General features: G+C 34.4%; 11 protein-coding genes. 10 read left to right on the forward strand and 1 reads right to left on the reverse strand.

Going from position 1 to position 12,194, the window contains the following annotated elements; all coding sequences use genetic code 11:
• The first annotated feature begins 173 nt into the window (after positions 1-173).
• Positions 174-1,556, forward strand: a complete 1,383-nt coding sequence (gene mnmE / locus BBG48_RS03000; protein WP_068912634.1) for a tRNA uridine-5-carboxymethylaminomethyl(34) synthesis GTPase MnmE — start codon at positions 174-176, stop codon at positions 1,554-1,556.
• Between the two features lie 61 nt (positions 1,557-1,617).
• On the opposite strand, the gene BBG48_RS03005 is transcribed toward mnmE, so the two are convergent.
• Positions 1,618-3,672: an N-acetylmuramoyl-L-alanine amidase gene (locus BBG48_RS03005; protein WP_094754395.1), complete on the reverse strand. Its 2,055-nt coding sequence runs from the start codon at positions 3,670-3,672 to the stop codon at positions 1,618-1,620.
• Positions 3,673-3,975: 303 nt separating this feature from the next.
• Here BBG48_RS03005 and BBG48_RS03010 point away from each other — a divergent pair, with 303 nt between their 5' ends.
• From BBG48_RS03010 to BBG48_RS03050, 9 genes are all read left to right on the forward strand, one after another.
• Entirely contained in the window at positions 3,976-4,335 is a 360-nt protein-coding gene (locus BBG48_RS03010) for an OadG family transporter subunit (protein WP_068912637.1), read from the forward strand.
• A gap of 90 nt (positions 4,336-4,425) precedes the next feature.
• Positions 4,426-4,866 carry a biotin/lipoyl-containing protein gene (locus BBG48_RS03015; RefSeq protein WP_068912638.1) on the forward strand — a complete coding sequence of 147 codons (441 nt, stop codon included), beginning with the start codon at positions 4,426-4,428 and terminating at the stop codon, positions 4,864-4,866.
• Between the two features lie 11 nt (positions 4,867-4,877).
• On the forward strand, positions 4,878-6,011 hold the full coding sequence (locus BBG48_RS03020) for a sodium ion-translocating decarboxylase subunit beta (RefSeq protein ID WP_068912640.1): 1,134 nt from the start codon (positions 4,878-4,880) through the stop codon (positions 6,009-6,011).
• A 104-nt stretch (positions 6,012-6,115) separates the two neighbouring features.
• Complete coding sequence (gene gctA, locus BBG48_RS03025; RefSeq protein ID WP_068912641.1) at positions 6,116-7,066, forward strand: glutaconate CoA-transferase subunit A; 951 nt, start codon at positions 6,116-6,118, stop codon at positions 7,064-7,066.
• 14 nt (positions 7,067-7,080) lie between these two features.
• Entirely contained in the window at positions 7,081-7,881 is an 801-nt protein-coding gene (gctB, locus tag BBG48_RS03030; RefSeq protein WP_068912642.1) for a glutaconate CoA-transferase subunit B, read from the forward strand.
• An 83-nt stretch (positions 7,882-7,964) separates the two neighbouring features.
• Complete coding sequence (locus BBG48_RS03035; protein ID WP_068912644.1) at positions 7,965-9,731, forward strand: acyl-CoA carboxylase subunit beta; 1,767 nt, start codon at positions 7,965-7,967, stop codon at positions 9,729-9,731.
• 151 nt (positions 9,732-9,882) lie between these two features.
• Positions 9,883-10,581, forward strand: a complete 699-nt coding sequence (locus BBG48_RS03040; RefSeq protein ID WP_068912645.1) for an N-acetylmannosamine-6-phosphate 2-epimerase — start codon at positions 9,883-9,885, stop codon at positions 10,579-10,581.
• Positions 10,582-10,862: 281 nt separating this feature from the next.
• Complete coding sequence (locus BBG48_RS03045; RefSeq protein ID WP_068912647.1) at positions 10,863-11,348, forward strand: PTS sugar transporter subunit IIA; 486 nt, start codon at positions 10,863-10,865, stop codon at positions 11,346-11,348.
• Positions 11,349-11,352: 4 nt separating this feature from the next.
• Positions 11,353-12,192: a PRD domain-containing protein gene (locus tag BBG48_RS03050; RefSeq protein ID WP_068912649.1), complete on the forward strand. Its 840-nt coding sequence runs from the start codon at positions 11,353-11,355 to the stop codon at positions 12,190-12,192.
• Positions 12,193-12,194: the final 2 nt, after the last annotated feature.

Genomic DNA, 12,194 nt, shown 5'->3' on the forward strand with positions numbered 1-12,194 from the left:
TGATAAAATACCTTTGAGTAAATTATAATATAAAAAATTTTAATTTGCCATAAAATCAAATAGAAAACAGAATATTTAATATAAAAGTAATGTATAAACCACTTACTTGTAAAAAATTATAATACTAGTATAATTTAAGCTAAACAACCAAAAGATATAAAAACGGAGGAACAATGCAAATAACAGATACAATCGTAGCACCTGCAACAGCTACAGGCAAATCAAGCGTAAGCATAATAAGAATAAGCGGAGCAGATGCACTTAATATAGCCAAGCAAATATTTGTGCCAAAGACAGAGGGCAAAAAAATACAAGACAGCAAAAGAACACTAATATACGGACACATAGTTGAAGACGGGCAAATAGTGGATGAAGTCTTGCTATCATATATGAAAGCACCACACACCTTTACCTGCGAGGACATAATAGAGATAAACTGTCATGGAGGAAATAAGAGTACAGAAAAAATAATCTCCCTTGTGCTGTCAAAAGGAGCAAGAGTAGCAGAAAAAGGAGAATTTACCAAAAGAGCTTTTTTAAATGGCAGGATAGACTTATCACAGGCAGAGTCGGTTATGGATATAATAAATGCCAAAACCTCAAAATCCTTTGAAAATGCTCAAAAACAATTATCAGGTAAGCTTGGAAAAACAGTGGACGAAATGTATAAAAAAATAGAAATGTCCCTTGCACAAATAACAGTGGCTATAGATTTCCCTGATGAAATAGACGAGGAAGTGACAAAAAAAGAGTTAATAACTGACCTAGAAGAGATAATATCAAATCTAACTAAAATAAAAGCTACATTTAAAAGTGGAAAAATTTTGACAGACGGCATAAACATAGCCATAGTCGGAAAACCAAACGTGGGCAAATCTTCGCTGTTAAACGAGCTTTTAGAAGAAAATAGAGCCATAGTCACAGATGTAGCAGGCACTACAAGAGACGTTATTACAGAAAGTCTTGATATTAACGGACTTATTGTAAATATAATGGATACAGCAGGTATAAGAGAAACAGAAGATACCGTTGAAAAAATAGGTATAGAAAGGTCAATTTCTTCCATAGAAAATTCCGACATGGCATTATTTATGGTGGACGCATCATCAGCACTTGAAAAAGAGGATATGGAGCTTTATTCAAGGGTAAAAGATAAGGAACACATAGTTATAATAAATAAAACTGACCTAGATAATAAATTATATTTAGAAGATATACTAAAAAATGAAGATAGTAAAAACATCATTTATGTATCAGTAAAAAACAAACAAGGCATAGAAAATATAAAAAATCGAATATATGAACAGGCACTTTCATACGAAACAGGAGACAGTGTAGATAGCGTAATCATAACAAATGCTAGACACGACTCCTTGCTTGCAAAAACTATAAAGAGTTTGCAAGATGCAAAAACAGCTCTAGAAGGCTTAGTACCATTTGAAATACTTGAGACAGATTATTATGACGCTTTACAATACCTAGGAGAAATCACAGGCAAAAGCGTTACAGAAAATCTTTTGGACACAGTATTTGATAAGTTCTGTATAGGCAAGTAGTATAAAAAAAGATGCAAATAAGTTTTAGAATTTAACTTAGTTTGCATCTTTTTTTTATTGCTTATCTATTAAAGTAATTATCTACACCATCTGCAATGGCATTTGTTAAAATTTCTTGGTAAGAATCAGTTGCAAGTTTTGGTGCCTCAGCATAATTAGAAATAAATCCAACTTCAATCAGTATAGCAGGGGAAGAACTATGCTTAATGACAACAAAAGGTGCTGTTCTTACCCCTCTGTCAAAAGCTCCGGATTGGCTAATCAATTTGGTGTGTATAGACTTTGCTAAAGGTTGACTATCGTTTGATGGCTTGTAGTAATAGGTTTCAAGTCCATAAGGAGTAGAGGTTTTTGCTGAATTTTGGTGTATAGAAATAAATATATCAGGGTCATACGAATTACCTATCCTTGGTATTTCCATCAGCTCAAGGAAATTATCCTCAGTCCTAGTGTATTGCACATTATATCCCCTTTGAGAAAGCTTTGCACCAAGCTTTAAAATCATTTGAAGATTTAAATCCTTCTCTCTAAGACCAAGCGTGCTGTTTACTGCACCGGCATCCTTACCGCCATGCCCTGCATCCAGCACAATGATAGGAGTTGTTCTTGCGACTTTGTTGAGGGAAATTATGGTGCTAGAAGAAGTTTTAGAAACATTGTAGGTAACTCTGTCGTTAAGCTCTATAGTGACAACGTAGTTAGTCGCATCTTGCTCAACATAAGCGGATTTTACAACAGAGCCACTCACATTCATATATCCAGTTGATAGAGTTAAATCGGATTTTGGTATTTTAAGCTTAATACGGTTGGAGCTTGAAGTGTCGGCTTTTACATTTTTTGAATTAATATTAATTGTACCGGTTTTACGGTCTATGTTAAAGCTGAAAGATTTATTGGATACGTTGCCGTTATTTGAGGTAACTCCGGCTTTTTCGTTAACTGATAAAGTGTTTTTAGTTGTAGTAATGTTTAGGTTATCAGTGTTTACATCTTTTTTTATAAATAAGTTCAAGGTTACTGTTTGCTCACTTTGACTGACAGAAAGAAAATCAAAATATTTTGAATTAATTAGTCTGTTCCTTTTAGAAAATTCCTGCTCGTCCTCCGGCTTTAGCTTAGCATATTTTGCTTTTATGACAAGTCTTTTTGGGTCGGAAAGATAATAATATTCGTAGTTCATTTCACCTGAAGAAGATAGCTCAATCTTATCAGAACCATCAGATGTAGCTATATTTAGTAAATATATTGTTATGTTTTCAGGCTTAGTAGCTGATGGAGTATTATTTTTTGTTGAAGAACTGCTGTCTGTAGTGGTATTTTTTACCTCAGGTATTTTAACCTTTTCCACTTTTGGTACTGTAGGTACAGTAGGAGCTGTAGGCTTAGAAATTACAGGAGTATTTGCATTATTGGAGTTAGTAGTGCTTGTAAATTGTTCGACATCTACAGGTTCCCAAGGGTTAGCAGGCGATTGGGTGCTGGATGTGGGTATATTATCCAAAATCGGTGAATGTGCAGTCGGATTAGAAGGTGAATTATTTGTTTCATTATTTAAAATGGTTTGGTCGGTGCTGTTAAATAACAAATTATCAATGGAGTTTGATTTAGCTACACTTGTGCTGTCTAAAGAGTTTAGAGTTGTTTTATTCAGTTTAGCGTTGTAAGAAATGTTAAGACCTAAATTTTCGGTTACAAATCTGATTGGAACATAAGTTGAGGAGTTTATAATTCTTGCAGGTACAGCATCGGTAATAGCGGTCGGTCTGTCATTGATGTATGCAATTTTTGAGCCAATCACCAATTCAATTTTTTTATCATTGGACTCAATTTTGACTTTTTGAGCTGCATCAAGCCATGAGACTTTATAGCCAAGCTTTTCCGATAAGGCTCTTACCGGCACTAAAGTGCGTGAGTTTATAGTGACAGGGTCTACTCCGGCTGTAGATTTATTTATAGGAGTACCGTTTATTTCGACCTCAGCTATTGCAAGCCTTTGAGTTTTGCCGTTTATTGTAAAGTTATCATATTGTATTGGTAATTTTGCGTATGAATTTCCAAAAGAAATTGCAAAAATTGCAGTAGCTGAGATAAATATCTTGTTGAGATTTTTGAGCATAATATTAATCCTATTTTAAAATTTAAAATTCATTTTAGGCTATTATTATATGCAAGGTGAGAAAAATTATCAAGTTTTCATAAAAAAATGTAATTGATTTGTATTATCTAAAAATGAAAAAAAACTTTCATAATTATGAATTACATCTTGAAAAAATATATTATATCTGATAAAATTAATTCAATTCGTTAGAAAAACGTTATTATTTATTCACGAAAAGTGTTTCATTTAAGATGACAATATATTTTATACAAAAAATGAAATATTTTATTCAATTCTATTTTTAAAGTAGGAGGTGTAAATATGCAACATCAGGCTATTTGGCCAGCAGACAAGGTTATGACAGTTCCAGATGCTCTAATTGTTTCATTATCTGGGATGGCTACAGTATTTGTAACCTTAATAGTATTAGCTTTATTGATTGTGTTGTTAGGCAAGGTGTTAAATGCACTTGGTGTAGGCGAAAAGAGTACTAAAAAAGCTCCAGCTAAGGCTCAGACTTCTCAGGCAGCCAAGACAGCTTCAGGGGGAAGTGCTGCTGTACAGGCTAAACCACAACAAAGTGAAGAAGAAATAGCTGCAATAATTGCAGCAGTTAGTGATTTTTCTAGAGTACCAATTGAAAGACTAAAAATTAATTCAATTACAGAAATAAAAAAATAAATATCAAACCTAATCTATAACATAATAGTATCTTAATGATTTAATTATTAATTTTATTTAATCATACGAAAATGAAAGGAAGAAATGATAATGAGATATGTGGTAAATGTGAACGGCAAACAGTATGACGTTGAGGTTGAAAAATTAGGCGGTACATATCAATCTTTAACTAGAACTACTTCTTATATGCAGCAAGTAGCTCCAGTAGCTCCAGTAGCTCCAGCAGCTCCTGCACCTGCACCAGTAGCGGCAGCTCCAGTAGCGCCTGCACCTGCACCTGCACCAGCTCCTGCTCCAGCGGCAGCAGCACCAGCTGGAGATTCTGACGTTGTTTCTCCAATGCCAGGAAAAATATTTAAAATTTTAGTTAACCCTGGTGATGCAGTAACAGAAGCACAACCGGTTATTATATTAGAAGCTATGAAGATGGAAAACGAAATAGTAGCTCCATCAGCCGGCACAATAGACAAAATATTAGTAAATATCGGTGATATGGTAAATACAGACGACGTCCTCGTTACAATGAAATAAGGGGGAAAGATATGTTTTTTGAAGTTATCCAGCAGACAATTCAGCAGTCTGGATTCATGGCACTTGATTGGAGAAATGCAACGATGATTGTGATTTCTTTTGTGCTCATGTATATGGCTGTTGCTAAAGGATTTGAACCACTTTTGTTATTACCTATTGCCTTTGGTATGTTCTTAGCTAATATACCACTTGCAGGTTTAATGACAGAATCCGAACCTTGGTATACATCTGGGATATTGCGTATAATTTATAGCGGGGTTAAAAGCTCACTGTTCCCATGCTTGATATTTATGGGCGTTGGAGCAATGACAGACTTTGGCCCACTTATTGCCAACCCAGCAAGCTTGCTTCTTGGAGCAGCAGCTCAGTTTGGTATATTTGTTGCATTTACAGTAGCTATAGCTATGGGATTCACTCCTCAAGAAGCAGCGTCTATAGGTATAATAGGCGGAGCAGACGGCCCTACAGCAATATATACTGCTAACAACTTAGCTCAGCATCTTACAGCACCTATAGCAGTAGCAGCGTATTCATATATGGCGTTGATACCACTTATTCAACCACCTATAATGAAAGCATTAACTACTCCTGAAGAAAGAAAAGTAAAAATGGGTCAGCTTAGAAAAGTAAGCAAAGCTGAAAAGGTTATATTCCCAGCAATGGTTGTACTTTTCTGCGCTCTTTTATTACCATCTGTTGCACCGCTACTTGGTATGTTGATGCTTGGTAATATATTTAAAGAGTCCGGAGTTACAGACAGATTATCCAGTACAGCTCAAAATGAACTATGTAATATAGTTACAATAATGCTTGGTACTACAGTTGGTGCTACAGCAAATGGAGAAATATTCCTTAGTCCTCAAACATTAATGATAGTAGCTCTTGGTCTTACAGCATTTGCATTTGCAACAGCAGGCGGTGTTATTTTAGGTAAGATTATGTATAGAGTTACAGGAGGAAAGATTAACCCACTTATAGGTTCAGCAGGTGTGTCAGCAGTACCTATGGCAGCTAGAGTATCTCAGGTTGAAGGGGCAAAATACAACCCTACAAACTTCCTATTAATGCACGCCATGGGACCAAACGTTGCAGGGGTTATAGGTTCAGCAGTAGCAGCAGGGTTCTTCCTGTTGATGTTTAAATAAGTTTATTTATAAATTTTAAAAATTTATTATTTATAATTATTTTAGATTATGTGGCGTTTATAAACTCCACATAATCCACCCAATTTAATAAGGAGGTAATTATTTTGAGTAAAGTAATGAGCTTACAAGAAGCTGTATCACAATTTGTCAAAGATGGAGATGCTATATCCTTTGGCGGATTCACAACTAATAGAAAGCCTTATGCTGCAGTGCATGAAATTTTACGTCAAGGTCAAAAAGATTTTATAGCTTATGCAGGTCCAGCAGGTGGTGACTGGGATATGTTAATAGGTGAAGGCAGAGTAAAAGCGTACATAAACTGCTACACAGCTAACTCCGGTTACACTAATGTATCAAGAAGATTCAGAAAAAAAATTGAAGCAGGAGAATTAATATTCGAAGATTATTCTCAAGATGCTATAATGCTTATGCTACACGCTGCATCTCTTGGACTTCCATTTTTACCAGTAAGATTGATGCTTGGTTCTGACGTTGCTGATAAATGGGGTATCACTAAAGAAGTAAGAGCAACTATAGATAAATTACCTAACGATAAATTAGTTGAAATTGACAATCCTCTAAAACCAGGCGAAAAAGTATTGGCACTTCCAGTTCCAGAGCTTGATTGTGCAGTTATTCACGTTCAAAAAGCATCTCCTGATGGCACTTGCTCAATAGAAGGGGACGAATTCCATGATGTAGATATAGCTGTAGCTGCAAAGAGAGTAATAGTTACTTGTGAAGAGTTAGTTACTGATGAACAAATTAGACTTGACCCTGCTAAAAACTCTATTCCTGGTTTTTGCGTAAACGCAGTTGTGCATTGCCCTCATGGTGCACATCCATCTCAGGTTTATAACTATTATGATTACGATAAAGAATGGTATATAAACTATGATAAGGTAAGTAAAACTGAAGAAGACTTTAAAGCCTTCCTTGATGAATGGGTATATGGTACTAAAACACATGAAGAGTATCTTGACAAACTTGGTGTAGCACGTTTGTTAAAATATAAAAATGTTATTGGTTACGGATACGCAACTGAAGTTAAATAAGGGAGGAGAGTAAAATGGCTAATTATAAAAATTATACTAACAAAGAAATGCAGGCTATAACAATAGCTAAAATTATAGAAGATGGACAAATAGTTATAGTTGGAACTGGTTTGCCGCTTATAGGTGCATCTCTTGCAAAAAGAGTTTTTGCTCCTAACTGTAGACTTATAGTTGAAAGTGGATTAATAGATTGCTCTCCAATAGAAGTTCCAAGGTCAGTTGGGGACAACAGATTTATGGCTCATTGTGCCGTACAATGGCCTAATATTAGATTTATAGGCTTTGAAAGCAACGAATGGCTACATGATGAAAATAGAATGATAGCTTTCATTGGCGGAGCTGAAATCGACCCATATGGTAACGTAAACTCTACAAGCATGGGAGATTACAACAATCCTAAGACTAGATTTACAGGCTCAGGTGGTGCAAATGGTATCGCTACATTTGTTAACACAGTAATCATGATGCAGCATGAAAAAAGAAGATTTACAGACAAAATAGATTATATAACAAGCCCAGGCTGGATAGATGGACCAGATGGCAGAGCTAAAAAAGGACTTCCTACAAATAGAGGACCAATAGCTGTTGTTACAGACAGAGGCGTTCTTAAATTTGATGAAAAGACTAAGAGAATGTATCTATGGGGATATTATCCAACATCTTCTCCAGAAGATATCAAAGAAAATACAGGCTTTGACATTGATGTATCAAAAGCTATAGCTCTTGAAGCACCAAATGAAGAAGTAATAAGAATAATAAGAGAAGAAGTTGACCCAGGTCAAGCCTTCATCAAAGTTCCTAAAGAAGAAGAATAATAAAAATAATAAATACGGTTGATTATTTAGTTAATATCAAGTTTCGTATTTATAAAAAGAACCAATATATATAAGGAGAAAACATGGGCAATTACTCAATGAAATCATATTTTCAGAATATGCCTCAAATCGGTAAACCTGTAAAAGCACCTAATGCTGAAAACAGACAATTACTGCAAGAAATGGAGCAACAAATCCATGCTACAATTGAAGCAGCTGTAAAATATGGTAAATCTGATGAAGACGTAAATAAATCAGGACAATTAACAGCACAACAAAGAATAGAAGAATTAATAGACGAAGGCACTTGGTGTCCGCTAAACACTATTTTCAACCCTGAAAATAATAAAGATGGAGACACTGGTATATTAAAAGGACTTGCTAAAATCGAAGGCAAATGGGCAGTAGTTATCGCGTCTGATAACAAAAAGCTTGCTGGAGCATGGATACCAGGACAAGCGGAAAATCTATTAAGAGGCTCTGATACAGCTAAAAGGTTAGGAATACCACTAGTGTATCTATTAAACTGCTCAGGTGTTAAGCTTGATGTGCAAGATAAAGTATACCCTAACAGACGTGGTGGCGGTACACCATTTTACAGAAATGCTGAACTAGAACAACTAGGTATACCGGTAATAGTTGGTATCTATGGTACTAACCCAGCTGGTGGTGGGTATCACTCAATTTCGCCAACAATACTAATAGCTCACAAAGATGCCAACATGGCAGTTGGCGGAGCAGGTATCCTTGGCGGTATGAACCCAAAAGGATTTATAGACGAAGAGTCAGCAGAAGAAATAATCCAAGCTAATCTAAACGCTAAAAATAATCATATAGCTCCTCCAGGCTCAGTAGGTGTTCACTATGAACAGACAGGTTTCTTCAGAGAAGTATATGAAAGTGAAGAAGGCGTTATAGAGGCGATGAGAAAATATATAAGCTTTTTACCAGCTTATAACCTTGAATTCTTCAGAGTAGACGAACCAAAACTACCAGCAATGCTACAAGATGAATTATATGACATAGTTCCTATGAATAAAAAGAGAAGCTATGATATGTATGAAGTTATAGCAAGATTATTTGACAATTCTGAATTCATGGAATATAAAAAATCTTATGGTCCTGAAATGATTACAGGTCTTGCAAAAGTTAATGGACTTCTTGTAGGTGTAGTAGCAAACGCTCAAGGTATATTAATGAAATACCCTGAATACATCGAAAACGGCATAGGTGTAGGCGGAAAACTTTATAGACAAGGTCTAATAAAAATGAACGAATTTGTTACACTTTGTGCTAGAGATAGAATACCAATGGTTTGGATACAGGATACTACAGGTATAGACGTTGGTGACCCTGCTGAAAAAGCAGAACTTTTAGGTCTTGGACAATCACTGATTTATTCTATCCAAAATTCTAATATTCCACAAATGGAAATCACACTAAGAAAAGGTACAGCAGCAGCTCACTATGTACTTGGTGGACCTCAAGGAAATGATACAAATGTCTTCTCAATAGGTACAGCAGCTACAGAAATCAACGTTATGACTGGTGAAACAGCAGCGGTTGCTATGTACTCCCGTAGATTGGTTAAAGATAAAAAAGCGGGAGAAAGCCTACAACCTACAATAGATAAAATGAACAAGCTTATCGATGACTACAATGACAAATCACTTCCTCAAGGTTGTGCAAAATATGGTTTTGTAGATGAAATAGTAGATATGATAGCGCTTAGAAATTATGTAGAAGCATTTACAGAAAGCTCATATCAAAATCCTAAGTCATTCTGCCCATTCCATCAAATGCTTACACCAAGAGTATTAAGAGATTTTGATAATCTTTACAGAAAATAAAAATGATTTAATATTAAAAGAGACCGCAAGGTCTCTTTTAAGTTTTTATACTAAACTTGACAAAAACTATTTGTGTGTGATATTTTTATGTTACACGTTTAAAGCTTTATTTTTTTGATTTTTAATTTTTAAAATTAAAAGGGATGCAAAATTGAAAAAAGAAGATTTTATAAACAAAATAAAGGGTGGATTGATTGTTTCATGTCAAGCTTTGCCGGGAGAACCTCTATATTCTGAAAAAGGGGGCATTATGCCACTTATGGCATTGGCTGCTCAGCAGGCGGGAGCAGTAGGCATTAGAGCAAACACTGTAAGGGATATTACTGAAATAAGACAAGTGACGGATTTACCGATTATTGGTATAATCAAAAGAGACTATCCACCGGAAGAACCATATATTACTCCTACTATCAGAGAAGTGGATGAGTTGGTTGAGATAGGAACAGACGTAATAGCTCTTGACCTTACTTATAGAAAAAGGCACGATGGATTAAGTGTGAATGATTTTATAAAAAAAATTAAAGAAAAATATCCTAATCAACTTTATATGGCTGACATCAGCACGTTAGAAGAGGGATTGAACGCTTTTAACAAAGGGATTGATTTTGTGGGGACTACTTTATCCGGCTATACATCTTATAGTAATAAATTTGATGGACCTGATTTTGAATTGATAAAAGAATTAGTGGACGCTGGAGTTAGTGTAATAGCTGAGGGAAAAATTCACAGTCCACAGCAGGCTGTAGAGGTTTTAAAATTAAATCCTGTTGGTATAGTTGTAGGTGGTGCAATTACAAGACCAAAGGAAATAGCACAAAGATTTATTAAGAGTATGAATGAGGCTAGATAAATAGTATTTTATTTTAAAAAACACAATTAAAGTAGCTCTTGTATCTTAATTACAAATTTTAAAATCCTTGTTGACAACGATATATTTTTATATTAATATGATAGTAATAAAAGCGTGTAACTGGAAACAGGCATTAGCTCATTTAAGTAGATTACTTAGTGAGCTTTTTTTGTGCAAATTTTTTAAAAATCAAAAATAATCTATGTAAGCTTTATTATATTAATTGTTTGTTTGTTGTAAATATTTCAAAAATTTTGGATTTTAAGGTATAGGGGGTAAGAATGTTATTTGATTTTTTAAAAAAATCTAATAAAATTAGTGTCAATTCACCGGTTTCAGGTACGGTAAAAAATCTTAGTGCTGTTAAGGATGAGGCTTTTTCAAAAGGACTATTAGGAAATGGCTTGGCTGTTATACCAAGCTCAGGTGAAATTTATTGTCCGGTAGATGGTACGCTCGTATCAGTTTTTTCCACTGGGCACGCATTTGGTATTAGGCAAGAAAATGGAGTGGAATTAATATTGCATATTGGGGTTGACACAGTAAGGTTAAAAGGAAAGGGATTTAATTCCAAGGTTAAGCAAGACCAAAGCGTAAAAAAAGGTGACCTTTTAACAATATGTGATTTTCAGCTAATTAGAGATAGTGGCTATGAAACGGATGTGATTTTAGTGGTATCTAATTGTTCAGAGGATAAAATGAATTTCTTAGTTTCTGAAAATGATAAAGTTGATAAAACTACTGATATTCTTGAAATAAGTGAGTAAAAAAATGAATGTTTATGTTATTAAAAAGGCACTAAACAACAATATAGTTCTTTGCAGTGATGAAAAAAATGAAAATGAATTTATAGTTTTAGGCAAAGGCATTGGCTTTAATAAAAAGCCAAATGAAACAGTAGAAGAGGATAAGGTCGAAAAGATTTATTTTAATAAAAATACAGAGCATATAAATCAGTACCAAAAGCTATTACCTAAGTGCAGTGATGAAATTATCACTGTTGTTGAAGAGGTAATAGATATGATTGAGAAGAAGTTTAATACGGACTATGATGAGTATATTCATATAGCTTTACTTGACCATCTAAACTTTTCAGTTTATAGGTATGAAAATAATATAAATATTAGCAATATATTTTTAGAAGAAATAAATGTTATGTATGATAAAATATATGACTTTTCTAAAACTCTGTTGACTTATATTAACAAAAGGCTGAATGTAAATCTTCCTGAAACAGAGATTGCGTTTATAACCCTTCATATTCACAGTGCATTAAACAAACAAAGCTCACAAAAGTCTGTAGCTTATGCTCAAATAATTAATCAAAGTATTAATTACATAGAGCAGGAGCTTAATTTTAAAATCAAGGATAAAAGTATTGAAAAAATAAGGCTGATAACCCATTTGAAGTTTGCATTGAAAAGAGCGGAGGAAAAAATCCAAATTAGTGATGAGGTTATAGGAGTTTTATCTCAAAAGTATCCGGTAGCCCATAATATAGCCAAGGGTATAGCGAAGATAGTCAACGATAACTATAAAATTAAAATTGAAAAAGGTGAAGTAAGTTATCTTACAATTCACATTCAAAATATTATAAATTCAGTGCAATAATG

The organism is Criibacterium bergeronii (assembly GCF_001693775.2).
GTDB lineage: Bacteria > Bacillota > Clostridia > Peptostreptococcales > Filifactoraceae > Peptoanaerobacter > Peptoanaerobacter bergeronii.

Bases quoted from the DNA above. Each gene is read 5' to 3' on its own strand.
- mnmE (WP_068912634.1), top strand. From the start codon at position 174: ATGCAAATAACAGATACAATCGTAGCACCTGCAACAGCTACAGGCAAA.
- BBG48_RS03005 (WP_094754395.1), bottom strand. From the start codon at position 3,672: ATGCTCAAAAATCTCAACAAGATATTTATCTCAGCTACTGCAATTTTT.
- BBG48_RS03010 (WP_068912637.1), top strand. From the start codon at position 3,976: ATGCAACATCAGGCTATTTGGCCAGCAGACAAGGTTATGACAGTTCCA.
- BBG48_RS03015 (WP_068912638.1), top strand. From the start codon at position 4,426: ATGAGATATGTGGTAAATGTGAACGGCAAACAGTATGACGTTGAGGTT.
- BBG48_RS03020 (WP_068912640.1), top strand. From the start codon at position 4,878: ATGTTTTTTGAAGTTATCCAGCAGACAATTCAGCAGTCTGGATTCATG.
- gctB (WP_068912642.1), top strand. From the start codon at position 7,081: ATGGCTAATTATAAAAATTATACTAACAAAGAAATGCAGGCTATAACA.
- BBG48_RS03035 (WP_068912644.1), top strand. From the start codon at position 7,965: ATGGGCAATTACTCAATGAAATCATATTTTCAGAATATGCCTCAAATC.
- BBG48_RS03045 (WP_068912647.1), top strand. From the start codon at position 10,863: ATGTTATTTGATTTTTTAAAAAAATCTAATAAAATTAGTGTCAATTCA.
- BBG48_RS03050 (WP_068912649.1), top strand. From the start codon at position 11,353: ATGAATGTTTATGTTATTAAAAAGGCACTAAACAACAATATAGTTCTT.